This is a genomic window from Streptomyces sp. NBC_01446 (genome assembly GCF_026340095.1).
GTDB classification, from domain to species: Bacteria; Actinomycetota; Actinomycetes; order Streptomycetales; family Streptomycetaceae; genus Streptomyces; species Streptomyces aureus.
On record NZ_JAPEPO010000001.1, the window covers coordinates 258,212 to 283,460 of the forward strand.

Annotated in this window: 21 protein-coding genes; 4 read left to right on the forward strand and 17 right to left on the reverse strand. The window is 71.1% G+C overall.

Annotation, left to right across the window (positions count from 1 at the left end; genetic code table 11):
- Window positions 1–10 precede the first annotated feature (10 nt).
- Window positions 11–1,663 (forward strand): amidohydrolase, encoded by a 1,653-nt coding sequence (locus tag OG456_RS01195; RefSeq protein WP_266556314.1) that lies wholly within the window; start codon window positions 11–13, stop codon window positions 1,661–1,663.
- Between the two features lie 7 nt (window positions 1,664–1,670).
- On the opposite strand, the gene OG456_RS01200 is transcribed toward OG456_RS01195, so the two are convergent.
- From OG456_RS01200 to crcB (OG456_RS01245), 10 genes are all read right to left on the reverse strand, one after another.
- Window positions 1,671–2,510, reverse strand: coding sequence for a formylglycine-generating enzyme family protein (locus tag OG456_RS01200; protein WP_266568979.1), 840 nt, complete (start codon window positions 2,508–2,510; stop codon window positions 1,671–1,673).
- A 215-nt stretch (window positions 2,511–2,725) separates the two neighbouring features.
- Window positions 2,726–4,291, reverse strand: a complete 1,566-nt coding sequence (locus OG456_RS01205) for an alpha-L-fucosidase (RefSeq protein WP_266556316.1) — start codon at window positions 4,289–4,291, stop codon at window positions 2,726–2,728.
- 33 nt (window positions 4,292–4,324) lie between these two features.
- Window positions 4,325–6,211 (reverse strand): family 20 glycosylhydrolase, encoded by a 1,887-nt coding sequence (locus tag OG456_RS01210; protein ID WP_266556318.1) that lies wholly within the window; start codon window positions 6,209–6,211, stop codon window positions 4,325–4,327.
- Window positions 6,212–6,387: 176 nt separating this feature from the next.
- Entirely contained in the window at window positions 6,388–8,751 is a 2,364-nt protein-coding gene (locus OG456_RS01215) for an alpha-L-fucosidase (protein WP_266556320.1), read from the reverse strand.
- Window positions 8,752–8,997: 246 nt separating this feature from the next.
- Window positions 8,998–9,477 (reverse strand): GNAT family N-acetyltransferase, encoded by a 480-nt coding sequence (locus OG456_RS01220; RefSeq protein ID WP_266556322.1) that lies wholly within the window; start codon window positions 9,475–9,477, stop codon window positions 8,998–9,000.
- Window positions 9,478–9,531: 54 nt separating this feature from the next.
- Window positions 9,532–9,705: a hypothetical protein gene (locus tag OG456_RS01225; RefSeq protein WP_266556329.1), complete on the reverse strand. Its 174-nt coding sequence runs from the start codon at window positions 9,703–9,705 to the stop codon at window positions 9,532–9,534.
- A gap of 320 nt (window positions 9,706–10,025) precedes the next feature.
- A complete protein-coding gene (locus tag OG456_RS01230; protein ID WP_266556331.1) occupies window positions 10,026–10,802 on the reverse strand; it encodes a DUF4142 domain-containing protein in 777 nt (258 codons plus the stop codon).
- A gap of 113 nt (window positions 10,803–10,915) precedes the next feature.
- Complete coding sequence (gene crcB, locus OG456_RS01235; protein WP_266556333.1) at window positions 10,916–11,290, reverse strand: fluoride efflux transporter CrcB; 375 nt, start codon at window positions 11,288–11,290, stop codon at window positions 10,916–10,918.
- Entirely contained in the window at window positions 11,287–11,643 is a 357-nt protein-coding gene (locus OG456_RS01240) for a DUF190 domain-containing protein (protein ID WP_266556335.1), read from the reverse strand. The genes crcB (OG456_RS01235) and OG456_RS01240 overlap by 4 nt, the downstream gene beginning before the upstream one ends.
- Window positions 11,640–12,125 (reverse strand): fluoride efflux transporter CrcB, encoded by a 486-nt coding sequence (gene crcB, locus OG456_RS01245; protein ID WP_266556337.1) that lies wholly within the window; start codon window positions 12,123–12,125, stop codon window positions 11,640–11,642. Before crcB (OG456_RS01245) ends, OG456_RS01240 begins: the two co-directional genes overlap by 4 nt.
- Window positions 12,126–12,296: 171 nt before the next feature.
- On the opposite strand from crcB (OG456_RS01245), the gene OG456_RS01250 reads away from it, so the two are divergent.
- Window positions 12,297–12,878, forward strand: coding sequence for an inositol oxygenase family protein (locus OG456_RS01250; RefSeq protein ID WP_266556339.1), 582 nt, complete (start codon window positions 12,297–12,299; stop codon window positions 12,876–12,878).
- Window positions 12,879–12,917: 39 nt separating this feature from the next.
- Window positions 12,918–13,739 (forward strand): SDR family oxidoreductase, encoded by an 822-nt coding sequence (locus OG456_RS01255; protein ID WP_266556341.1) that lies wholly within the window; start codon window positions 12,918–12,920, stop codon window positions 13,737–13,739.
- Window positions 13,740–13,743: 4 nt separating this feature from the next.
- Here the strand turns inward: OG456_RS01255 and OG456_RS01260 are convergent, their stop codons facing one another.
- The 6 genes from OG456_RS01260 to OG456_RS01285 form a co-directional block, all read right to left on the reverse strand.
- Window positions 13,744–15,249: an SDR family NAD(P)-dependent oxidoreductase gene (locus tag OG456_RS01260; protein ID WP_266568981.1), complete on the reverse strand. Its 1,506-nt coding sequence runs from the start codon at window positions 15,247–15,249 to the stop codon at window positions 13,744–13,746.
- Between the two features lie 198 nt (window positions 15,250–15,447).
- Entirely contained in the window at window positions 15,448–16,854 is a 1,407-nt protein-coding gene (locus OG456_RS01265) for a wax ester/triacylglycerol synthase family O-acyltransferase (RefSeq protein ID WP_266556343.1), read from the reverse strand.
- A 158-nt stretch (window positions 16,855–17,012) separates the two neighbouring features.
- Window positions 17,013–19,358, reverse strand: coding sequence for a GH92 family glycosyl hydrolase (locus tag OG456_RS01270; RefSeq protein ID WP_266556345.1), 2,346 nt, complete (start codon window positions 19,356–19,358; stop codon window positions 17,013–17,015).
- Window positions 19,359–19,511: 153 nt separating this feature from the next.
- Window positions 19,512–20,732, reverse strand: coding sequence for a glucose-1-phosphate adenylyltransferase (gene glgC / locus OG456_RS01275; protein WP_266556347.1), 1,221 nt, complete (start codon window positions 20,730–20,732; stop codon window positions 19,512–19,514).
- A gap of 48 nt (window positions 20,733–20,780) precedes the next feature.
- On the reverse strand, window positions 20,781–21,965 hold the full coding sequence (gene glgA, locus OG456_RS01280) for a glycogen synthase (protein ID WP_266556349.1): 1,185 nt from the start codon (window positions 21,963–21,965) through the stop codon (window positions 20,781–20,783).
- Window positions 21,966–22,012: 47 nt separating this feature from the next.
- Window positions 22,013–22,654 carry a (2Fe-2S)-binding protein gene (locus OG456_RS01285; protein WP_266568983.1) on the reverse strand — a complete coding sequence of 214 codons (642 nt, stop codon included), beginning with the start codon at window positions 22,652–22,654 and terminating at the stop codon, window positions 22,013–22,015.
- Window positions 22,655–22,968: 314 nt separating this feature from the next.
- On the opposite strand from OG456_RS01285, the gene OG456_RS01290 reads away from it, so the two are divergent.
- A complete protein-coding gene (locus tag OG456_RS01290; RefSeq protein ID WP_266556351.1) occupies window positions 22,969–24,000 on the forward strand; it encodes a DMT family transporter in 1,032 nt (343 codons plus the stop codon).
- Here OG456_RS01290 and OG456_RS01295 read toward each other — a convergent pair.
- Window positions 23,990–25,210, reverse strand: coding sequence for a transglycosylase family protein (locus OG456_RS01295; RefSeq protein WP_266556353.1), 1,221 nt, complete (start codon window positions 25,208–25,210; stop codon window positions 23,990–23,992). The two genes, OG456_RS01290 and OG456_RS01295, sit on opposite strands and share 11 nt — an antisense overlap.
- Window positions 25,211–25,249: the final 39 nt, after the last annotated feature.

Here is a 25,249-nt window from a genome sequence, read left to right on the forward strand (position 1 = left end):
GTCACGTCCCATGCCCGACACCGCCCCCGCCGATCTCGTCTTCACCGGCGGCCCGGTCCACACCTTCTCCCCCGCCCGGTCGCGTGCGACCTCGGTGGCCGTACGCGGCGAGCGGATCGTCGCCGTGGGCCACGACGAGGTACGCGAACTCGTCGGTCCGGCCACCGAAGTGGTGGACCTGAAGGGCAAGTTGCTCATCCCCGGCTTCCAGGACGCGCACGCGCATCCGGTCGGCGGCGGCCTGGAGCTCGGCCAGTGCGACCTGAGCGGCGCGACGACCCTCGACGAGTACCGGAGCCGCATCTCCGCGTACGCGCAGGCGCACCCCGACACCGAGTGGATCACCGGCGGCGGCTGGTCCATGGAGGCGTTCCCCGGCGGCCTGCCCACGGCCGCCGAGCTCGACGCCCTCGTCCCCGACCGCCCGGCCTACCTCGTCAACCGCGACCACCACGGCGCCTGGGTCAACTCCCGCGCCCTGCAGGCCGCCGGGATCGACGCACGCACCCCCGACCCCGCCGACGGCCGTATCGAGCGCGACGCCGACGGGGCGCCGACCGGCATGCTCCAGGAGGGCGCGGCGAACCTGATCGGACGGCTGCTGCCGCCCGTCACGCTGGAGCAGAGGATCACGGGCCTGCTGCGAGCCCAGGCGCTGATGCACTCCCTCGGCGTCACCGCGTGGCAGGACGCCCTCCTCGGCGAGCACGCCAACCTCACCGACCCCACGGACGCGTATCTCGCGACCGCCGCGGACGGGCGCCTCACCGCGCGGGTGGTCGGCTCGCTGTGGTGGGACCGTTCGCGCGGCACCGAGCAGATCGACGAGCTCGTGGCGCGTCGCGCGGCCGGCACGCGCGGGCGGCTGCGCTGCACGACGGTGAAGATCATGCAGGACGGCGTGGCCGAGAACGGCACGGCGGCCCTCCTCGGCCCCTACCTGGACGGCTGCGGCTGCGCCTCCGACAACAGCGGCATCAGCTTCGTCCCGCCCCTCGACCTCCAGAAGTACGTGACCGAGCTGGACGCGCGCGGCTTCCAGGTGCACTTCCACGCCCTCGGCGACCGGGCGGTGCGCGAGGCACTCGACGCCGTCGAGGCGGCGCGCCGTGCCAACGGGCGCACCGACACCCGCCCACACCTCGCCCATCTCCAGGTGGTCCACCCCGATGACATCGGCCGGTTCAGGGAGCTGGGCGCGACGGCGAACATGCAGGCGCTGTGGGCGGCGCACGAGCCGCAGATGGACGACCTGACGATCCCGTTCCTCGGCCCCGAGCGCAGCGCGTGGCAGTACCCGTTCGGTGATCTTCAGCGTTCGGGCGCGACGCTCGCGGCGGGCAGCGACTGGCCGGTGAGCAGCCCGGACCCGATCGAGGCCATCCACGTCGCGGTCAACCGCGTCCTGCCCGACGCGGCGCCCGGCACCCCGGTGTTCCTGCCGCAGCAGCGGATCGGCCTGGACGCGGCGCTCACGGCGTACACCGCGGGCAGCGCGTACGTGAACCACCTCGACGACGTGACCGGCTCGATCACGGCGGGGCGCCTCGCCGACCTGGTGGTCCTCGACCGGGACCCGTTCGCGGCGCCCACGGATGAGATCGGAGCGACGCGCGTCCAGGAGACGTTCGTGGGCGGCGAGCGGGTGTACGCCGCCCAGTGACCGCTTCCTACACGTCCGCCGCACACCGGAAACCGCAGTTCCCGCTGCTGGAGTCCGGTGTGTTGGCGGTGCGCGCCGCCACGCGGTAGCGGTTGCAGTACGAGTCGTGGCACATGTACGAGCCGCCACGCATCACACGTGTGTCGCCCTCGGCGGGGCCGCGCGGATCGGTGAGCGGAGCCGCCGGGTGGTCGGTGGTGAACCGGTCGGCGACCCACTCCCACACGTTGCCGACGGTGTTGTGGAGGCCATAGGCGTTGGGCCGGTAGGCGTCGACGGGCGCCGTGCCGGTGTGGCCGTCCTCGCCCGTGTTCACGACGGGGAACTCGCCCTGCCAGATGTTGCAGCGCCAGTGGCCGCGCGGAGTCAGCTCGTCACCCCACGGGTAGCGGGCCTGGTCGAGGCCGCCGCGGGCCGCGTACTCCCACTCGGCCTCGGTGGGCAGCCGCTTGCCGGCCCAGGCGGCGTAGGCGCTCGCGTCGTCCCAGCTGACGTGGATCACGGGGTGCCGCGACCGGTCCCCGACCCCGGAGCCGGGTCCCTCGGGCGCGCGCCAGGTCGCGCCCTCGACACCCCGCCACCAGGGCGTGCCGGCGGGGGCGGGCGTCGCGCGGGCGACGCGCGGGTCGAGGAAACCGGCAAAGACGTACGACCAGCCGAACCGCTCGGCGGCGGTCACGAAGCCGGTGTCCTTGACGAACGTCGCGAACTGGGCGTTCGTGACGGCGTGTTCGTCGATCCGGAAGGGGCCGACGGTGACCTCGCGGACCGGTCCCTCGCCGTCGCCGGGGTTGGCCCGGTCGTCCTCGTTGCCCATGCGGAACGTGCCGCCGGGCAGGGTCGCCATGCCCTTGCCGGAGGCGCGCCGGGCCGTGGGGGCGAGGGGCACGGGCTGCGGATCGCCGCCGCCTTCGCGGCGCGCGGCGCAGCAGGCCTTCGGGGTCACGTCTTCCGCAGTCATGGTTCCGCCTCGTACACGCACTGGACCGGTGCGGCCGATCCTCGCACGCGTGGGGTGGCCCGCGTCCGGCGGGCCACCCCACGTCCCGTTGTTCCCCGCGCTCAGACTCGGGAGCGGTAGAGGCCGAACCGGGCGATGTGCGGGCCGGTGCGGGTCCGCGTGATCCGCAGGCGCCACTCGCGGGCGGTCACGGGCGCGGGCAGGACCAGGACGCGGCTCGCGCCGATCGTCCCGGCCCGCGCCACCTCGGTCCAGGCTCCGCCGGACTTCGCCTCCACGACGAACTGCTCCACCTGCTGGCCGTGCCGGATGTCCTCGGCGAGCCGGATCCGGTCGACCTCGCGGGCGGTGCGCAGGTCGACGGTGCGGGTGCCCGCGCCGTCGTCGCGCACGCGGGCGCCGTGGGCCAGGTCCTCGGGGAGTTCGCGGTCGATGCGCTCGCGGAACTCCTTGAGCCGCGCCACGTCCGCCGAGGGCAGCAGGCCGTCCGTGTCCGGCGGGATGTTGAGCAGCAGCACGGAGTTGCGGCCCACGGACCGGAACCAGATGTCGGCCAACTGGTCGACGCTCTTGGGCTGTTGGTCCGCGTGGTAGAACCAGCCGGGCCTGATGGACACGTCGCACTCGGCGGGCCACCACTGGAGGTACTGGGCCACGGAGCGCGACTGCGCGAGCGCGTCACGGCCGCCCTGGTCCGGCGCGTCGTACCGCAGGGCGTAGTCGACGCTTCCGTTGCCCGAGTCCTTGACCGGGACGACGCTCCACTCGTCCTCGCGCGCCAGTCCGCCCTCGTTGCCCACCCAGCGCACGTCCGGTCCGCGCACGGCCATGGTGGCGCCGGGGGCGAGCGCGCGGATCACGGCGTACCAGCTGTCCCAGTCGTACGTCTCCACCTTCTCCGGTGGGATGCGGCCCTGCGCGCCGTCGAACCACACCTCGTCGACGGGCCCGTACTCGGTGAGCACCTCGTAGAGCTGGTTGAGCATGTGGGCGCCGTAGTCGGTCGCGTCGAGGGTGAACGTGCGCGGGTCGCCGCCTGCCCGGTCGTCGCCGTCGACGAGTGTGGGGATGGTGCGGGCGGACCGCTTGCTGCCGTTGGCGTAGACGCCGTCGAGGTACTGGTTCTCGTCCGCGGGCGAGATGTAGACGCCGACCTTGATGCCGTACTTGCGCATGGAGTCGGCGAAGGAGCGCAGCACGTCGCCCCGGCTGTCGCGCCAACTGCTCGACGCGACACCGTGCTTGGTGTAGCGGGACGGGTAGAGGACGAAGCCGTCGTGGTGCTTGACCGTGAGGATGGCGAGTTTGAATCCGCCGTCGCGCAGCGCGCGTGCCCACTGGTCGGTGTCGAGGCCCGTCGGCTGGAAGACGTTCGGGTCCTCGTCGCCGGTGCCCCATTCGAGGCCGGTGAAGGTGTTCGCGCCGAAGTGCAGGAAGGCGGTCTTCTCCAGGCTCTGCCAAGCGATCTGACGGGCCGTCGGGCGGACCTGTGAGGCTTTGGCGACCAGTTCCTCCGGGGAGTCCGCGGTGCTGATGGGGATGCGGTGGTGGGGTTCTGCCGCCGTGGTTCCGGTCGCTGCCGGGGCGGCAAGGGCGAGGGAGTTGCTCGACGCGGCCACGGCCGTGGTCACGGCGGCGGTCATGAAGAGTCGTCTGCTGACGGTCATCTGCGGGTGGGGTCCCTTCGGGGCGGCGCCGGTTCAGCGCCGGGTCAGCGTCCAGGTGGTCGGGGTCTGCTGGTCGGGCGGGTTCTGCACGAGATGTCCGTCGGATGTCGCGTTCAGGGTCATGCGTGTGATGGCGTTGGTGAGCACGTAGCCACCGCCGGAGCGGGACGCCTGCCAGCGCTGAAGGGTGTTCTTCGCGTCGCAGGTCTCCTGCGTGACCGCCGAGCCGGGCTGCAGCGGCACGTTGAGGGTGAGCTTTCCGCTGCGGGTCTCCAGGCAGTTGCCGGTCTCGGTCGACTTGAGGGTCAGATAGCCGTCCGGGGTGCGAGTGAACTCGAATCCGGCCTCCGTCGTGCGGTGGCGCGTGTCGGCGAGCGTGTACGTGCCGTCGGCGACGGGCGGCCGCGTCAGGTCCCGCTGTCCCGGCGCCGTGCCGACGTCCTCGGCCCGTGCGGTGAAGCCGGCGTACGTCGCGTCGGGGTGCGGGTCGCCCCACGTCGCCTGCGCGAGATGGCTCAGGGGCAGCCGGGCCGCACCGGCGACCTCGTTCTCCGTCTCGCCGCGCCCGTTGTCGGGCCACAGGCTGATCTTGGCCCCGGTGATGCCTTCGCGCGAGGTGAGCTTCTCGCCCTCGAAGCTGCGCGGGTCCCACTGCTCGTCGTAGAGCTTCTGCGTGTCCGTGTGGAATCCGCCGCGTATGAGGTAGAGAGCGTAGGCGGAGTTCATCACGGGGTAGCCCTGCGCGATCAGCTCGCTGGGCTTCTCCTTGACGCCGAGCCAGTGCTCGACGGTGGTGCCGGCCGTCACGGGGACGGTGTTGGCGCCGGTCAGGCCGTCGTTCCAGATGCGCAGCCGCTTGCCCTTGCTCGCGGCGTACTCGCCGACGCGGTTGACGAAGTCGATGAACGCGTCCTGGGGCGTGGCGTTCTGGCCGTACTTCTTCTTCGCGTACGCGGCGATCTGCGGGTACTTGGCGAAGTCCGAGCCGAGCATGTACTCGTCGGCGCCCATGTGCCACCACTTGGCGGGGAACACCTCGCCGTACTCGTCGATGAGGCTCTTGTAGTAGTCGAAGGCCGCGGGCGCGGTGATGTCGAGGCGGGACGGCTGCGGCTTGCCGTCGGAGTCGGTGAGCTGGAGGTCGGGGCGGTTCTCGATCCAGGGGTCCATGTGCCCCGGGGAGTTGATCTCCGGAACGATGGTGACGTGGTACTTCTCGCCGAGCGCGACGAGGCGGCGTATCTCGCTCCTGGTGTAGTAGCCCCAGGTGTTGGCCTCGGGGTGCCGTTCGCTCTTCACCTTCAGCTCGACGAGCAGCTGATTGAGCTTGTGGTACGCCATGTCGCGCACCAGGTTCTCCATCCAGTCCGTGGAGATGTGCACGTAGCAGGCGCAGACGCCGACGCCGCGTTCCTTGTAGCGGGGCACGTCCACGGTGCGTCCGGCCGGCACCTGGTCGCCCTGGGCGAGGAGCTGGAGGAGGGTGCGGGTGCCGTAGAAGGCTCCGGCCTCGGCCGCTCCGGTGATCTCGAGCCGCTGTGCGGCGCGGAGTTCGTAGCCCTCGGCGCCCAGGGACCCGCTCCGTGACGGCTCGACATCGACCACGATGTCGCCGGTGCGGGACGGACCGCCGGTGACCGGCACCGTGCCCCTGCCCGCGGCGCGCAGGTCATCGGCGAGCGTGGCGGCGACGCGGCGCGAGGCGGCGTCGTGCGCGACCAGGTGCGCACCGGGACCGTAGGAGTAAGTACCGTGTCCTGGCGCCCAGTTGGTGAGGCTCGGCAGGGTTCGGGGCACGGGGCCCTGGGGTGCCGCCCGCGCCAGGGGGGCCGGTGCCGCAAGCAGCAGGAACGCCGCGACGGTGCCGATCAGTCGGTGTCTGCGTCGCCGGGGCGCGATCTTGGAGCTCAGATCCGTCATGAGGTCCGATGATTCAAGCCCTCCGGCGGGGTGTCAATGGATCGTTCCCGGCGACCACTTGGACATCTCGCACAATTCATCGGATGAATCAGTGGGCTGAGCTACCGACCGCACGGCGGGCGGCGGACCCCCGGTCCGCCGCCCGCTGCTCACTCCCGGGTTCCCCCCGGCACGTCTCAGCCCTTCCACTCCACCTTGAACACCCACACGTGCTCCCCCGCCGCGCGTGCCGCCGCCGGTACGTCCACGACGAACGACCCGCCCTTGGTGCGCCAGTTCAGCGGCCGGTCGTAGCCGAGCATCGTGACCTTGTCCCCGGCCCTGACCGGCACCGCGGCCTCGACCGTGAGCGTCGCGCCCGGTTCGGCGAGCGAGTGGATGTAGAACGCCTTGTTCGGCCTGACGGTGAACCGCAGGTCCTCGCCGAGCTGCGCCATCCTCGACCAGTACGTGGTGTCGTAGATGGCCTCGCCGTTGGTCTTGAGCCAGTGGCCCGTCTCGCGCAGCCGGGTCTGCATGATCTCGGGGATGGTGCCGTCGGCGCGCGGCCCGATGTCGAGGAGGAAGTTGCCGTTCTTCGACACGATGTCGACGAGGCTGTGCACGACCTCTTCGGTGCTCATGTAGCGGTCGTCCGGCGTCTCGGCGTTGTAGCCGTAGCTGTACGGGTCGAGTCCGCGGCTCGACTCCCACTTCGCGACGACGGTGTTGTCGTACGTCGTGTACTCGGGTGTCGTGAAGTCGTGGAAGCCGATCCCGGAGCGGTTGTTGACGGCGACCTCGTAGGGCTTCGGGCGGTTCTTGCCGTGGTTGAAGAACTCGGCGAGAACGTTGTGCGAGTCGTTGACGCCGCCGATGTCGCACCACAGGAGCTGCGGGTCGTAGTCGTGGATCAGCTCCAGCATCTGCGGGGCCTGGAAGCCCTTCACGTAGTCCTTGCCGGACGTGTAGCCGGTGTAGGGGGCGGGCTCCAGGGTGTACGGGTTGCGCGGGGCGTGCCCCATCCACGGGTTGTCCGGGTTGAACCACTCGGGCATCGAGAAGTACAGGCCGCGGTGCAGCTCGGGTGCGTAGCGGCGGGACGCGTCGAAGAGCTCCTTGATGATGTCCCGCTTGGGGCCCATCTTCACGGCGTTGCGGTCCGACAGCTTGGTGTCCCAGAGCGCGAAGCCCTCGTGGTGCTTGGAGGTGAGGACGTGGTACTGAGCGCCGGCGTCCCGGAACAGCTCGACCCACGCGCGCGGGTCCCACTTCTTCGCGGTGAACATCGGGATGAAGTCGTCGTACGCGAAGTCCTCGCCGTACGTGGCCTTGTGATGGGCGTACGTCGGGTTGTTCGGGTCCTGCATCTGGTCCCAGTACCACTCGGCGTACTGCTTGCCGACCGGCGCCCACGCGGGCACCGAGTAGACGCCCCAGTGGATGAAGATGCCGAACTTCGCGGAGTGGAACCAGTACGGGGCCTGGTGGCCGGAGAGCGAAGCGTCGGTCGGCTCGTAGTCGGGGACGCCGAGCGTGAGCTTCCTGGAGCTGGCCGCGGCCTGGTGTCCGCGCCCGGTGGCGACGACCTTGCCGTCCTGGACGGTGCCGGGCGCGGTGCCGGCGCGGTTGCGGATGCCGACGCGGACGCGGGCCTGCTCACCGGGGGCGAGGCGTGTGACGCGGGCGGGCTCGACGGTGCGCGCACCGGGTACGTCGACGCTGACGGTGAGGGCGTCGGCGGTGACGATGCCGACGGTGCCCGCGTTCACGACGGTCGCCTCGACGCTCTGCGCGCCGGTCGACTCCAGGAGCGAGAACGTGGAGTGCGCGTCGCGCAGCGCCAGCGCCCGGCCCTGCGCGGCCGGCTGGAGCGAGAGCGCGAAGACGTGCAGGGCGGTCTTGTTCGCCTCGGCCGGGTTGAGCTTCGGCAGGGTGATCGCGACGGCCTCGCGCTGCGGGTCGAGGGGGATCTCGCTGGTGCCGATGCCGACACGGTTGGTGTCCTTGGTGCCGTCGGGCTTGTAGCGGTAGGCGGCGGAGAGCGGGCCGCCGGAGGAGTACCAGTCGGCGCCGCCGAGTCCGGCGCTCGCGGTGGAGCCGTCGGCGTAGTGGACGGTCGCGCTGCCGGAGGCGTTGCCGTAGCTGCCGGCGGTCAGGAACAGGGCGGACAGATAGCGGCCCTTGGGGAGGTCGACGCGCTGGCCCATGGCCACGATGTTGTTCTTGGCGCCCGCCGCCGACGACGGGAAGACGTAGGCGATCCCGTCGAGCTCGACGGGGCCCGCGGGCAGTTCCTCGCCGGGGAAGGTGTAGCCGCTGCCGTCGAAGTCGCCTCCGCGGGCGGCCGAGGTGTCGACGCCGTCGTTGTCGAAGTGGGCGTCGAGCGGAACGGGCACCGGATCGGGGACGGGCCCCCAGACGGCTTCCGCTGACGCGGTCCGGGCGGTGGCCGCCGCGTCGGACGCGGCCGCCGGTCCGGCGGCGGCGAGCGGCACTGCGGCCGCGGCTGCCACCGCTGCGGCCGTCCCGAGGACCTGGCGTCTTGGGTACGAACTCATACTCAGCACTCCCTGATGCGGCTCAAGGCTGGGCATTCATCGGAGGTCTGATGATGGTGGGGGTCCGTGAGCGCGTCAATGGGCTGCGCAGAGGCGGCAATTGAGAGAGTGATCCGATGACCGCCCATCGGCACCCGGCCCAGAGCGGCAGCGGCGACGAATGTCCGAAAACGGCCGTCTGTCAGCGCGTGCGAAGAAGGCGCGAAACCGGTCTCCGGGGACCTGCCACCGTCGGACGCCGACGCGTCACAGCGCGCGGTACATGATGTGCAGCCCCACCCGGCCGTGCCGGGCGTGCTCGTACGCGTCCGGGACCGTGCCCAGGATCGTGAAGCCGAGGGACGTCCACAGGCCGACGGCGGGGTTGGTCTCGACGACCGCGTTGAACACCATGCCGCGGTAGCCGTCCGCCTTCGCGCGCTCCAGGACGTGCTCGGCGAGGGCTCGGCCGATGCCGCGGCCGCCTTGGGCGGGGTTGACCATGAAGCCCGCGTTCGCGATGCCGGCGGCGGGACCGCCGTAGTTCGGCGCGACGTAGGCCGAGCCGACGACAGCGCCGTCCGCCTCGGCGACATACGCACGCTTGCCCGGACCCATCCACAGGGTCCGGGCCTGCGCCTCGGGGGTGTTCGGGTCCCAGGCGTACGTCTCGCCGGATCCGACGATCTGCCGCCAGAACGGCCAGATCTGCGCCCAGTCCTTGTCCTCCGCGTCCCTGATCAGCATGTACGTGAGTCTGGCACTCGGCCGGTCAGGGACGGATACGGAGCCGGGGGCCGGTCAGTCCACGCTCGGCAGGATGTGAGGCTCCGCCAGGTCGTCCTCGTAGCCCGCGAGCCTGATCGGGGCCGAGCGGGCCCAGACGTCGAGGCTGCCCAGCTTCTCTGGCCGCTCCCCCGCGCGCTCCGTGCGTTCCCGTGGGCGCTGGTCGCGATCCGTCTTCTCTGGTGTCACCGCGCACTCCTTGTGTGTCGGGTAACCCTGTCCGGCGCGTCCCACCCGGCGTTCCCGTCGGGCGTCCGGCGCCCGGTCGGGCCTGTTTCAATACCGGTTCGGGCGCGGTGGCGCCGGTTTTCCGCATGGGCGGCCCGGGATGGGGCCGTCCCGCGACGGACCACGGGTACTGGTAGGACCACGTTGTGCTGTCCGTCGGCTACAGACAGAGTAACCATATGAGCAGGGTCGCGCTCGATGGGGCCGAAACCAGAGAGACGGCCGGGGGTCGCCGGGGATTCATCCGGCCACCGGCGATATGACACCCGACTGGGCGACGACTACGTGGGGTCCGGCCGGGCCGTGTTGATCGATCGCCCCGGATCGTCGGTCGACTCGGCCGACGGCTGGGAGGTCACATCGGGCGAACCGGAGGGCTCGGCGGGGTTCGGAGCGGGTGGCAGCACGCCTCCCGGGGGCGGCGGTCCGGTGGGGCTGGCGGTGGCGGCGCCCGCGGCCTCGTTCGCGATGGCGTCGAAGTCCACGTCGCCCGTGTTCTCCAGCATCGTGATGTGGTCGAGGACGGTCTGGTTGGCGTCGGTGGCGAGCTCACGGACAAGGGTGTTGCGGGTGGTGTGGCGGACCTGGGCGATCAGGGCGAAGACCTTGCCGTGGGAGTCGCGCAGCAGGTTGGCGAACTTGTTCTCGTAGTCCTTGCCGCTCGCGGCGGTCAGCTGGTTGAGCCACCCCTGCTGCTGCGGGTTGGGCTGGTTCGGGAGCTCGACGCCGAGCCGGCCCGCGACCGAGCGGACACGCTTGTCCAGGTCGGTGTGGCCGACGACGAGGTGGTCGCCCGCCATCCTGATCGCCTGCGTCGGCGCCCGCTCCATGGCCTGCTGGCCGGCCGGTATCTCCCAGAGCCCGGCGAGCCGCACCTTGACCAGGAAGTCCCGGTCGGTGGCCGACAGGGGGCCCCACTGGGTGGCCACGCTGCCCGCGTTCAGGTTGGCCGCCCCGGTGCCCGAGCGGTCGGCGTACGACCAGATCGGAAAGGCGAGTGCGCCCAGGGTGGCCACCAGGGCGGCGAAGATGAGCGCGGTCCCGTTGATGCGTCGCAAGCAATCCTCCCGATACCGGCGTCAACTCGCCGCGAGGGCGAGCTACTTGTTGGTACGGGAGGGTACGGACGTGACGGGCGTGGCGTTCAGACTTTCGCGCTCCCTTTTTTGGCCTATCCCCAGAGGGTGTCGGCGAGGGCGACCCCCGCGAAGGCGGCGCCGAGACCTGCGGCGACGCTCGCGGCCACATTGGCCACGGCGAAGAGCCGCGCCCCGTCCTCACCGAGGCGGAGGGTCTCGTACGAGAACGTCGAGTACGTCGTCAGCGCCCCGCACAGGCCCGTGCCGATGAGCAGCTGCACCTGCGACGAGGCGGCGCCCGCGGCGACCGCGCCGGTGAGCAGACCGAGCACGAGGCAGCCGCAGACGTTCACCGTGAACGTCCCCCACGGGAAGACGCTGTCGTGGCGCGTCTGCACGGCCCGGTCGGTGAGATAGCGCAGGGGTGCGCCGACCATCGCGCCGGCGATCACGAGGAGCCAGTTCACGCCCGCGTTCCGCCCTTCTCCCGGCCCACGTAGCGGATGACCTCGCAGTCGTCGAGCATGACCAGGCCCTGTGACACCAGCTCGTCCAGCTCCGGCAGGAACGCCCGGACCCGCGCCTCGGTGTCGACGATCACGACGGCCACGGGCAGGTCCTCGCTGAGCGAGAGCAGCCGCGAGGTGTGGATCAGGGACGACGCCCCGAACCCCTCGATGCCGCGGAAGACGCTCGCCCCCGCGAGTCCCGCCTTGTGCGCCCGGTGCACGATCTCGCTGTACAGGGGCTTGCGGTGCCACGTGTGGTTCTCACCGACGAAGACCGTCAGTCGCAGGGCACGCCCGGTCAGCCGCGTCATCGCTTCCTCCACGCCAGGAGGCGGCGCGTCAGCGCCACTCCGAGCCCTACGGCGGCGAACGCCGCCAGGAGCGTCGCCGCGAGATAGACCAGGCCCGTGCGGACCCGGCCGCCGTCCACCAGGCGCTGGATGTCCACCGCGTACGTCGAGAACGTGGTGAAGCCGCCCAGGACGCCGGTGCCGAAGAACGGCCGCACCAGGCGGTGCGCCGCCCACACATCGGTGATGATCACCATGAAGACGCCGATCACGAAACAGCCGAGCGCGTTCACCCACATCGTCGTCCAGGGAAACGCCCCGGGCGACGTGGGCCACAGGAGCGCGGCGCCGTAGCGGGCGCAGGCACCTACGGCGCCGCCGAGCGAGACGACCGCCACGATAGGGCCCTGCGCCCGCAGGCCCGCGCGCCTCTGGGCCGGCACGCGCAGATCGACGTCCGGATCACGGGGTTCGTCCACCGCCGGGGACTGCCCACCTGTCATCCGTACCCGTCTCCTCCTCGACCTCGGCGCCGCGCCACCACTGAAGATCGCTGCCTGCGGTCACCCTATCGCCGGTCCGGACGCGCCGTTAATGTCCCGTTGTCCCCGGCGAAAGATGGCCATGGTGTCCTGCCGGAACACCGCCATACGGGTCCCAGGGAGGAGCCACACATGACACGGGTCGAGCTGCGCAGCGTCGACGAGCTGATGGATCTGCTGCACGCCTGCCGCGGCGCATGGGACACCCCCGACCGCAGCGGCGACCCCGTCGACCTGCACGATCACGCGCTGCAGACCGCCGCGCTCCTGCGCCGCGGCCACCCAAGCGACAAGGAGCTCCAGCTCGCGGGGCTCGTCCACGACATAGGCCACCTGCTGCACCCCGGCGACGACGCGGGCCACGCGGACACGGCGGCGGCCGCGGTGCGGGGGCTGCTCGGGGAGCGGGTCGCGCGCCTGGTGCAGCTGCACGTCCCGGCCAAGCGCTACCTGGCGACATCGGACCCGGCGCGCGGCCTGTCGCCGCAGAGCGCGCTGACACTGGAGACGCAGGGCGGGCCGATGACGCCCGGGGAGGCGGCGGCGTTCGCCCATGACCCGCTGGCCGACGACGCGGTGACGCTGCGTCAGGCGGACGACGCGGGCAAGGTGGTGGGCCTCGACGCCGGGGTCATGGAGGACTGGCGGCCGGTGGTGGAGCTGGTGGCGCAGGGGTATCGGTCCACCAACTTCACACCATCACTACGTAGTTGACATGTCGCACTGACGCCCCGTCATGAGACCGTACGCCCCATGACTTCGGAGCTCTCGCTGGAAGGCAGGGTCGCCGTCGTGACCGGGGGGTCGCGGGGCATCGGCCGGGCCGTCGCCGTGGCGCTCGCGGGCGCCGGGGCGCGGGTGTGTGTGACGGCGCGTGATCCGGACGCGGTCCGCGAGACCGTCGCCGCGCTGACGAAGAGCGGCGCCGAAGCCACGGGACTGGCCGGGTCCGTCGCGGATCCCGCGCATCTGTGGGAGCTGACGGAGCGGGCGCTGGACGCGTACGGCCGGCTCGACATCCTGGTGAACAACGCCGCCACCAACGAACCGTACGGGCCGCTGATGGAGGCGGATCCGGAGGCCTGGCGCGCGGCGTTCACGGTCAATGTGGAGGCGCCGCTGCGGCTGGTGCAGTGCGCCTGGCGGGCCTGGATGTCGGAGCACGGCGGGGCCGTGGTGAACATCTGCACCGAGGGCGCCGGGCACGTCGGCCCCCGCGTGGGCGCCTACGGCACCAGCAAGGCGGCGCTGCTGCACCTGACGCAGCAACTCGCGGGCGAGCTGGCCCCGTCAGTGCGGGTCAACTCCGTCTCGCCCGGGCTCGTCCGCACGGAGATGGCACGCTTCGTGTGGGAGCACGCCGAGGAGTCCGTGGCGATGGGGCTGCCGCTGGGCCGGATCGGGGAGCCTGAGGACGTGGCCCGGGCGGTGCGCTGGCTGGTGTCGGACGAGGCGGCCTGGGTGACGGGCGCCGACCTCCTGGTGGACGGCGGAACCAGGGTCAGAGCCGCGTCGCCGGGCCTGACCGATGCCGTCCACCAGCAGCTCCGTCACCGGCTGCCGGGCACGCGCTGAGGCTCTACCACTTGCCGGGCGCGTAGTCCTTCAGGAAGACGCCGTACAGGTCCTCGCCGGCCTCGCCGCGGACGACCGGGTCGTAGACGCGGGCCGCGCCGTCGATCAGGTCCAGGGGGGCGTGGAAGCCCTCGTCGGCGAGGCGCAGCTTGTCGTAGTGCGGCCGCTCGTCGGTGATCCAGCCGGTGTCGACCGAGGTCATGAGGATGCCGTCGGTCTGGAACATCTCCTGGGCGCTGGTCCGCGTCACCATGTTCATGGCGGCCTTCGCGGCGTTCGTGTTCGGGTGCCCCGCGCCCTTGTAGCCGCGGCCGAAGACGCCCTCCATCGCCGAGACGTTCACGACGTAGGCGCGTCCGCTCGACGCCTTCTTCGCGGCGTCGGCCATCGCCGGGCGCAGCGCGCTGATCAGGATGAACGGCGCCGTGTAGTTGCACAGCTGGGTCTCGAGCAGCTCCACCGGGGAGATCTGCTCGATCGTCTGCACCCACGTGTTGCTGTCGACGACGTCCGGGACGAGGCCGCCCGCGTCGATGGCGCTGCCGTCGCGGTGCCGGGCGACGCTGGCGTTGCCCGCGACCAGGGCGAGATCGGCGACCTTCTGGGCGTCGAGGCCTGAGATACCGGCGGGCAGCGCGGTCAGGCCGTCGACCGCGCCGGAGTTGAACGCGCCGATGACGTGGTGGGCGGGCAGCTCACCGGCCGGCAGCGGGGCGCTCTCGCCCTCGACGAGGGCGGCGTACGCGGAGGGCAGCCGGCGTACGGTCTGCGTCGCGTTGTTAATGAGGATGTCCAGCGGGCCCTGCTCGGCGACCTGCTCGGCCAGGGCCACGGCCTGGGCCGGGTCCCGCAGGTCGATGCCGACGACCTCGAGGCGGTCCATCCAGTCCGCCGAGTCGTCCATCGCCTTGAAGCGGCGGATGGCGTCCTTGGGGAACCGCGTCGTGATCGTCGTGTGCGCGCCGTCACGTAGCAGGCGCAGCGCGATGTACATGCCGATCTTGGCGCGGCCGCCGGTGAGCAGGGCGCGCTTGCCGGAGAGGTCGGCGCGGATGTCGCGCTTGGCGCGGTTCACGGCGGCGCACTCGGGACAGAGCTGGTGGTAGAAGTAGTCGACCTCGACGTACCGGGCCTTGCAGGTGTAGCAGGAGCGGGGACGCTGGAGTATCCCCGCGAGCTTGCCCTCCTGGACCTGCGAGGACGGCAGGAGGCCTTCGGTCTCGTCGTCGATGCGCTCGGCGGAGCCGGTCGCGGTCGCCTCGGTGACGGCCTTGTCGTGGGCCGTCTTCGCGGCGCGGCGGTCCTGGCGACGGCGCTGCTTCACGGTCCGGTAGATCCCGGCGGTGGCCCGCCGGACCTTGATCGCGTCGGGGTGGTCGACGTCCAGCTTGTCGAGTTCGTCGAGCACGCTCAGGCAGACGGCGAGCCGCTCGGGGTCGATCCCGGGGCCGAACGACTCCTGCGACACCACCATGGCGTTCATGGCGCCCGTCGGGCTGTCCTCTGTCATCGTCACCGCTGCGTTCCTCGCGTCACTCGGACCGCGGCGTGCTGTGAGGGACCGCGGATGCTCCCAAAAGGCGGAACCTTACAACCTGCTGTCGACATTCCGCCAAGTGGGCAGTTTATCCCGCTCCAGGACCGGTCCGGGAACGCCGGTCCTGGATCTTGGTCCGGTACGGCCGCGGGGCGACGCCGCCCCTCTCCCTCAGAGCCCCCGCTGCTCCGTCTCGCACACCCTCACCAGGGCCGCGAGTTCCTCGCGGATGCCGGTCGCCAGTACGTCCAGGTCGGGGACCGCGGCCGCGTCGGCGACCAGGCCGTAGTGCACACGCCCCCGGTACGTGGACACGGCCACGGCGAGGGACTGGCCCTGGGCCAGCGGAGCGAGCGGGTAGACCTCGGTGAGCGGGCAGCCGCCGAGCCGCAGGCCGAGGCTCGGCAGCGGCACGCTCGTGACCAGGATGTCGAACAGGAGCCTGGCCGCCTGGGCTACGACGGGCCCGCCGATCAGGTGACCGAGCGGCGGCACATGGTCGGCGAGCAGCGCCACGGCGCCGGCGCCGCGCTGCGGGCCCGCGTCCTTGTTGTGGTCCATGGCCGTACGGACCGAGCGCAGCCGGGCCAGCGGGTCGCCCTCGTCGACCGGCAGCTTCACCAGGTAGCCGGAGAGCCGGTTGCCCTGGGGGTGGGCCGTACGGGGACGGCGCCGCGAGACGGGGATCAGGGCCCGCGGGCGCACCCCTTCGCTGCCGTTGCCGCGCTCGTCGAGCCAGCGCCGCAGGGCCCCCGCCACGACGGCGATGAGGACGTCGTTGACGGTGCCTCCGACCGTCTTGCGGACCCGGTGCACATCGTCGAGTTCCAGGACGACGCCCTCCGTGCGGCGGGTGCCCGTGGCGGTCGAGGAGAAGGCAGCCGAGGTATGCACGTCCCAGGTGGCGCGGACGACGGAGGTGCCGATGTCGAGGGCCGTGACGGCGCTGGAGGCACTGTCCCGCAGGAGGCCCGGCAGCTTGCGCGGGTCGAGGTCGCCGAGCCGGAGGTCACGCATGCCGGGGAACGGCAGCCGGAACCCGCCGGGCGCCTCGGCGGGGGGCGCCGCCCGGGAGACGGGCAGGTCCATCGGGTCCATCACCCCGGCGGCGAGCGTCAGCGCCCGCAGCCCGTCGGCCAGCGCGTGGTGGAACTTGAACAGGACCGCGAACGAGGTGCCGTCCGCACCCGGCAGGACATGTGCCTCCCAAGGGGGCCTCGCCCGGTCGAGCGGCCGCTCCATCAGGGCACCAGCCGCCGCGTGGAAATCCGCGGTGGGCTCGGTGAGCCGTACGTGGTCGAGCGGTTCGAAGTCGGGTACGGGCACGCGCGCCGCGCCGCCCACGGGGATCCGCACTCCTTGGATGCGCATCCGCAGTCCGGGGACGGCGGGGGCACGGGCGGCGAGGAGCTCCACCGCGTGCTGGGCGTCGCCCGGCGACCCCGTGGCGAACACCCCCAACGCGCCCAGGTGCATCGGGTGTTCGGCGGTCTCGATGTTCCAGAACGCCAGGTCGAGTGGCGCGAGGAGGTCCGGGCTCGGCGCGGGCCGAGAGTGCTGGGACTGCTGAGAGTTCACTGAGGCCGCTCTCGCGTCGACGACTGGGGAAAGCAGTCAACCGCTCTCCGGTGATTACGGTCAAGTACGATCAAGCTACACACAGTAAACAACAGATTAAGACCCGCCCCCTCGGTGAAGGGGCGGGTCTCGTGGTGCCGGTGGGGCGCGTGTTGCCGTTACTTCAGCGCGGGCGGCGCCGCGTCGGCGGAAGTGCCCCAGGTGGAGGGCTTGTCGCCGACCGTGAAGGACAGCTCCCGCAGCCCGCGGATGTCGTCCGTCGTCAGATACGTCTTCCCGAAAGCGGTTCCGTCGGTCTGCGCCGACTGGATGTACCGCGCCGAGTCCGACGCCCCCGGAGCCTTCACCGTGAGGTGGCCCTTCGGGTAGTAGCGCCGGTCGAGGGTCACGTCCACCCGTTCGAAGACCGGGGTCGACAGGCCCCAGGTGTCCGTGCCGGGCTGGACCGGGAAGATTCCGATCGACGACAGGACGTTCCAGGCGGACATGGTCCCGAGGTCGTCATTTCCGGTCATGCCGGTCGGGGCGTCCGTGAAGAGCGTGAGCGCCGCGTGCACGACGTCGGTCGTCTTCCAGGGCTGACCGGTCGAGAGGTACGTGTAGGGCGCTATCAGGTCGGGCTCGTTCTGCGGGTTGTACTTGTCCGCGTTGTAGTAGTCGTACGGACCGTTGACCCACACCTCACGGGCGGTCTTCGCGGGGTCCTGCACCAGCTGGTCGTACGCGAAGAACGAGTCGAGGCGGTCGTTGGCCGCCTTGGTGCCACCAATCAGGCCGACCATGCCGGGCAGGTCCTGCGGGACGAGCCACTGGTACTGCCAGGACGTGCCCTCGTGGAAGCCCTCGCTCTTGGCGGGGTCGGCCGGGCCGGTGAAGGTGCCCGCCGCGTCCCGCGCCCGGAAGAAGCCGGTCGAACTGTCGAAGATCTTCCGGTAGTTCTGCGCCCGCTGCGTGTACCGCGCCGCGTCGTCCTTGTGGCCCAGGTCCTTCGCCATCTGCCCGAGCATCGCGTCGGACAGCGCGTACTCCAGGGTCGCGGAGGCGCCGTGGTCGTAGTCGGAGTCGCCCGGCTTCACATGCGCGCGGTCCTTGATGTACGGCGCGAAGCCGTCCGCGATGTACTCCTTGTTGGCCTCACGGCCGACCGGCGCGGAGTCGGCGGGCGGGACCCCGTCGGCGTTCTTCTTCAGCGCGCGGTACGCCTGCTCCTCGTAGCCCTTGAGCAGCCCCTGCTGATAGGCGTTCGTGAGGAACGGGGTGACCGGGTCACCCGTCATGATGTTCGTCTCGACCGTGCCGTAGCCCCACTTGGGCAGCCAGCCGCTCTCCTCGTCGATCTTGATGACGGATATCGCCATGTCGCGGGACTCACGCGGCGCGAGCAGCGACAAGAGCTGCGCCTGCGTGCGGTAGGTGTCCCACAGGGACCAGTTCTGGTAGTACGTGTAGCCCTTGGCCCGGTGGATCTTCTGGTCCCAGCCGGTGTAGCGGCCGTCGACGTCACTGCCGATGTTCGGCGCGAGGAACGAGCGGTACAGGGACGAGTAGAAGGTGCGGCGGAGCGTGTCGCTGCCGCCCTGCGCCTTGACGTCGTCGAGCCGGTCCTCCCACGCGGCCTGCGCGGCGTGCTCGACGCGGTCGTACGAACGGCCGCCCTCGGAGCTGAGGTTGAGCGCCGCGCCCTGCGCGTCGACGTACGAAATCGCCGTGGTCGCCTCGACGCTGCGGTCCTTGGAGGTGTCGAAGCGCACGAACGCGCCGCTGCGCTCACCGCCGGCCGTCGACTTCTTCGAGCCCTCGGTGACCGCGTCGCCCTTCCACGTCCCCGAGGTCTTGAACGGCCGGTCGAAGCGGGTGATCGTGTACACCGTGTACGGCTTGGTGTCCTGGCAGAACCCACTGCCCGTGATGGCCGTGCGGACGGTGCGGTTGTCGAGGATCTCGACCTTGGTGTTCAGGGTCTTGTGCAGCGACTGGCCGGCGTTGATGAGGACGTTGGCCTTGTCGGTGGCGGGGAACGTGTAGCGCTGCACGCCGGTGCGCTTCGTCGCGGTCAGCTCGGCCTCGATGCCCGTCTTCAGGCCGACCTTGTACGAGCCCGGGCTCGCCTTCTCGTCGTCGTGGCTGAACTCGGCCGCGTACTTCGCGTAGTCGGTCGACGTGATGTCGCCGGTCGTGGGCAGCACGGGCAGATCGCCGCCGAGGCCGCAGCCGACGCCGGACAGATGCACGGTGGAGAAGCCGCGGATGTGGTTCTCGGAGTAGTCGTAACCGGTGTTGTGCCCCGTGTCGGGCGAGAACTGCACCATGCCGAAGGGCACGGCGGCGCCTGGGTAGGTGTTGCCCTCGTTCTCGGTGCCGATGAACGGGTTGACCAGATCGGTGAGCCGGCCCTCGTCGGAGGCCGCTGCCGCCTGGGCAGACGGCACAGTGAGCGCACCGCCCAGGAGCGCGGCCGCCGCCACCGCCGTCCCCGCTCCGCGCAGCCGTTGGGTCCATCTCATGGCGAGACCGCCTCCTAGAGTCCTAGACAACGTTGTCAACGCAAGCGCGATCATTCTTCTGTCGTGTACGTGTACTCGTCAAGGGACACGGCAACGGGAGCCCCGCGAACCAGGCACGGCGCAGGGCCCCCACCGACGAGAGGTCAGGAACCGTCAGCCCACGACCTGCCGGCCCTTGCCCAGCGCGATCACCCCGCCCTTCGACACGGTGTACAGCTCGGCGTCCCGCTCCGGGTTGACGCCGATGGTCGCGCCCGGCGGGACGTCCACGTTCTTGTCGAGTACGGCCCCGCGCACCACGGCACCCCTGCCGATCCGGACGTTGTCGTGCAGGACCGAGCCCTGGACGACGGCGCCCTCCTCGACGGTGACGCCCGGGGACAGGACGGAACGGGTGACCTGACCGCGGATGACGCAGCCCGGACTGACGATCGACTGGCCCGCGATGCCGCCCGCGCAGAACTTGGCGGGCGGCAGCTGCCCGGGGTGCGTGTAGATGGGCCAGCGCCGGTTGTCGAGGTTGAAGGCGGGCTTGTCCGAGAGCAGGTCGAGATGGGCCTCGTAGTACGCGTCGAGAGTGCCGACGTCCCGCCAGTAGCCGTGCTCGTGGGGCGTCTCCCCGGGGACATGGTTGCCGTCGAAGTCGTAGAGCTGGGCGACGCCGCGCTCGGTGAGCATCGGAAGAATCGAACCGCCCATGTCATGAACGGAGTTGAGCATCTCGGAGTCCTGCTGCAACGCGTCGATGAGGGTCTTCGTGGTGAAGACGTAGTTGCCCATGGAGGCGAACACCTGATGCGGGGAGCCGGGGATGCCGGGCGGGTCGGCCGGCTTCTCCAGGAAGCGGTCCACGCGCGTGCCGTCACCGGCCGGCGTGATGATCCCGAACGACGAGGCGTCCGCGCGGGGTACACGGATGCCCGCGACCGTGACACCCGCGCCGCTCTCGATGTGCTGCTGGAGCATCTGGCGCGGATCCATGCGGTAGACGTGGTCGGCCCCGAACACCGCGATGTAGTCGGGCTGTTCGTCGTGGACCAGGTTCAGCGACTGGAGGATGGCGTCCGCGCTGCCGAGGTACCAGCGCGGACCCAGGCGCTGCTGGGCCGGGACGGGCGTGACGTAGTTGCCGAGCAGGCTCGACATGCGCCAGGTCGTCGTGACGTGCCGGTCGAGCGAGTGCGACTTGTACTGGGTCAGGACGCAGATGCGCAGAATGTCGGCATTGACGAGGTTGGACAGGACGAAATCGACGAGGCGGTACGTGCCGCCGAAGGTCACCGCCGGTTTCGCCCGGTCGGCGGTGAGTGGCAGCAGGCGCTTGCCCTCCCCGCCCGCCAGTACGATCCCGAGCACCGAAGGTCCACCGCGCATCCCAGCCCCCAGCTTCACCTTGAGGATCCAATTGGCCTTGTTGACGGACTACTTCGCCTTGTTGACGGACTGCTTCGCCTTGAGGATCTCCTCGTACACGTCGGCCGTGCGCCGGGCCACGGTGTCCCAGCCGAACTCGCGCTGCGAGCGCTCACGTCCGGCGGCGCCCATGCGGGCCGCCTCTCCAGGGTCCGCCACCAGCCGGTTCAGGGCCTGCGCGAGCCCGCTCTCGAACGCCTGCGGGTCCCGCTCCTCGTAGGGCACGAGGAGGCCGGTCGTCCCGTCGGCGACGACCTCGGGGATGCCGCCGACGGCGGAGGCCACGACGGCGGTGCCGCACGCCATCGCCTCCAGGTTCACGATGCCGAGGGGTTCGTACACCGACGGACAGACGAACGCCCGCGCATGGGTGAGGAGCTGGACCACCTCGGTACGAGGCAGCATCTGCGGGATCCAGTGGACACCGTCCCGAAGCGCGCGCAACTCGTCCACGAGAGTGCGGAATTCGCGCCCGATGGCAGGGGTGTCGGGGGCTCCGGCGCACAGGATCAGCTGCGCCGAAGGGTCCAACTCCTTGGCCGCCCTCAGGAGATGCGGAACACCCTTCTGCCGCGTGATGCGTCCGACGAAGACGACGTACGGGCGCCCCTGGTCGACGCCGATGCGGTCGAGGACGTCCGTTGCGGGGTCGGGACGGTAGAGAGCGGAGTCGATGCCGTTGTGGACGACGCGGACCCTCGCCGGGTCGATCGCCGGATAGCAGGCCAGGATGTCGTCGCGCATGGCTCCGGAGACGGCGATGACCGCGTCGGCCGCCTCGACGGCCGTGCGCTCGGCCCAGCTCGACAGCGCGTATCCGCCACCGAGTTGCTCGGCCTTCCAGGGGCGCAGCGGTTCGAGCGAGTGCGCGGTCACGATGTGCGGGATGCCGTGGAGCAACTTGCCCATGTGTCCCGCGAGATTGGCGTACCAGGTGTGGGAGTGGACGAGTTCGCGGCCTTCCAGCGCCGCGGCGATGGACAGGTCCACGGAGAAGGTGCGCAGTGCGTCGTTCGCCCCGTCGAGCGCCTGCCAGGCGCGGTGCCGCCGCAGCCCCTCGGCGCCGCCCTCGCCCCAGGTGTGCACGTCGAGGTCGACGAGGGGACGTAACTCCCTTGCGAGGAACTCGACATGGACGCCCGCGCCGCCGTAGACGTCCGGCGGGTACTCCCGGGTCAGCAGCCCCACTCTCATGCAGAACCCCCGTCGTCCGTAGCGTGCCCGGCCGCGCACCTTCATGGTCACCCAGAAGCGGCCGGTGGGGAAGAGTGCTGCGGCGGCCGCTCGAAGCAGCAGTCTCCGCAGAGACCGCCGCCCGGGGCGCGGTAGATGAGGCAGCAGCTCGTGCGGCGGAAGGCGGTGCCGGTGCGGGTGCCGGTCGCGGCGAGGCGGGGGTCTTCGAAGAGTTCCGTGGTCAGGAGGCGGGCACGGGCGGCGACGTCGGGGCGCCCCGCCCGGCGCGCCCAGCGGCTGATCTCGCGGGCCGCGCCGGCGAGCGCGGACCCGGCGTTGCCGCGCAGCAGCGGGGCCGATACGCGGTAGCGGGCGCGCAGTGCGGCCGACAGCGGTTCGAGGTGGCGGTCGAGTACGAGCTCCGCGATGTGCGCGCTGCCGGCGGGGAGCTGCCCCGTACCGGCGAGGAACAGGTCGTCGGGCGCACTGGCGTCGGGGTTCCAGTGCAGCAGCGCGGGGTCGAGGTCGGGGACGCGGCCGAAGAGGGCGGCGCTGCCGAGCGACAGCGACCAGAGGCGCGCCGCGAGTCCGAGTTGGGCGACGGACACGGCGACGCGCGCTTCGGGCACGGAGAGGGCCCGCGCGACCTTCTCGACGCGGTACGCGAGAGGGTCGCGGACCGGTGCGCCGCTCTGATAGACGCGCCCCAGCGTCGGTAGATCACTCTCTGTCGCGCCGGTCTCACACAGAGCGAAGAAGCCGCCGAGGGAACAGAGTTCGCGCAGGTCGATGTGGGCTGTCACGGCCTCAGTACAGCAAGTAGGCGTCCGCAGGTCACGGGTGGGGTGCACCCCGTGTCCCCCACCGGGTGGAGGACCGGGGGCGGGTCGTACTCCATCGGCAGTAGGACCCAATGCGTGCTCAGGTACGACGACGTGAGCGCCGGAAAGAGAGATCGTAGAGGCATGGAAACCGACCGTTCGCCGCGCCACGGGATGCGCTGCCGCACAGTGAGGAGCGGGCGATGAGCGCACTCACGCTGGCCGTGCTCCTCTCCCTCGTCTCCGTGGTCGCTTACGCGGGCGGCGCGATCCTCCAGGAGCGGGTCGCGGTCTCCACGCCCGAGCACACCTACGCGCCGCTGCGCCGCCCGGTGTGGTGGTGCGCGGTCGCGCTCAACGGTCTGGGAGCGCTCCTACACGTGGCGGCCCTGGCGTACGGCCCGCTGAGCCTGGTCCAGCCCCTGGGCGCGCTGACGATCGTGTTCGCGCTGCCGATGGCGGCGCTCTTCGTGCACCGTAAGGCCGGAGCCACCGCCTGGCGTGGCGCGATCATGGCCGCGGTGGGTCTCGCCGGTCTGCTCTCCCTCACGGGGTCGGCGTCCGAGCAGTCCCTCGAAGGCACGGAGCGGCTGATGGTCGCCCTTGTGACGGCCGGTACGGTTCTCGCCCTGATGACGCTCGCCCATGCCGTGCACCGCCACCCCGTGGTGCGCAGCGTCCTGCTAGCGGGCGCGGCCGGTGTCGCGTTCGGCATCGCGTCCGTGTTCACGAAGTCGGTGGCGGTGGAGTGGACGGAGGACGGGACGTTCGCCCAGTTCTCGAGCTTCCTGGTGATAGCGGCGCTCGCCACGTCCGGCATGCTCCTGTCCCAGGCGTCGTACCGCGGCGCGGGCCTCGCGGCGCCGCTCGCCACGGTGACCGTGGTGAACCCGGTGGTCGCGGCGGCGGTCGGTCTCACTCTGTTCGGCGAAACGTTCCGATACGGCACGACGGGCACCGCTCTCGCGCTCGCGTGCGGTGTCGTCGCCGCGGGCGGCCTCATCCTGCTGACCACGGAGCGGATCAGCGGGTCGCGCAAGGCGGCCGCCGAGCCGGTCGTCGCAGTGATGCCCGCTCAGCCCACGCGCGAGTCGCCGCGCGCGATCACCGACGGCGAACCGCTGATGCGGCGCGTCGGGGCGCCCGCGCGGGACGCCGGTCCGCGGGGCCGAAAGGGCAAGAGCGGCCGGTACGACGAGTGGTACAGCGCCCGCGACGAGCGCATCAAATCCTGACGCCGTGCGCCCGCAGATACGCCAGCGGGTCGACGTCGGAACCGAAGCCGGGCCCGGTCCGCACCTCGAAGTGCAGATGCGGGCCCGTGCTGTTGCCCGTGGAACCGGAGCGCGCGATGCGCTGGCCGGCCACGACCCGCTGTCCCGCCTTCACGCTGAGCGCCGAGAGGTGGCCGTACTGGCTGTACTTGCCGTCCGCGTGCCGGATCACGACCTCGTACCCGTACGAGCCGCCCCAGCCCGCGGAGACGACGTGGCCCGCGGCGATGGCCTTGACGGTGGTGCCGGTGGACACGGCGAAGTCGACGCCTGTGTGGTAGGCCTTCGACCAGGAGGACCCCGCCGCGCGATAGGGGGTGCTGAGGCTCGCCGAGACGGGGGCGATGACGTCGTGGGACGTGGCAGGCTTCTCGGTCCGCGGCCGGGTGGCGGTGGCTGTACCGGTCTTCTTCGCGGGGGCGGTGTCCCGTTTCTGGTCGCTCTTCCTGTCGGTCTTCTCGTGTTTCTCGGTGGGCTTCTCGGCCTGCCGTTCGCGCTTCTGCGGGGCGGCCGGGCCGCCCGGCTTCGCCGACGGGTGCAGGGCTAGCCGCTGTCCCGGCAGGATGAGGTCGGGGTCCGAGCCGATGGTGCGGCGGTTCGCCTCGTACAACTTCCGCCAGCCGCCCGGCACTTCGCGGGCGTCGGCGATACCGGAAAGGGTGTCGCCGCCGACCACCGTGTACATCTGGGCCGTGCCCGCCGTCGACTGGGGTGTGACCTCGGGCTTGACGTCCTTCACCATCCGCTGGGGCTTCTGCCGGACGGTTTCGGTGTGCGGTCCCGGAGCATCGCCGCCGCGGGTGAGGCCGGCGCGGGCCGAGCAGACCGGCCAGGCGCCGGGGCCCTGCCCGTCGAGGACCTTCTCGGCGACGGCGATCTGCTGGCCCCTGGTGGCGCGGTCGGCGCGCGCCGCGTAGGCGGTACCGCCGTACGCCTCCCAGGTCGACTGCGTGAACTGGAGCCCGCCGAAGTAGCCGTTTCCGGAGTTGATGCTCCAGTTGCCGCTCGACTCGCAGGCCGCGACCTTGTTCCAGGCGTCCGCGCCGGCGGCGTGCGCCACGCCCGCGCCGATGAGAGGGATCGCCATACCCGCGCTGCCCGCGGTGACGGTGAGCGACGCCCGGTTGATCCGGTTCGGCTGATACCGGCGATGCCGACCGCGTACGGCCATGGAAGCCCCCTCAGACACACGTCAGAAGCGGCAAGTTAG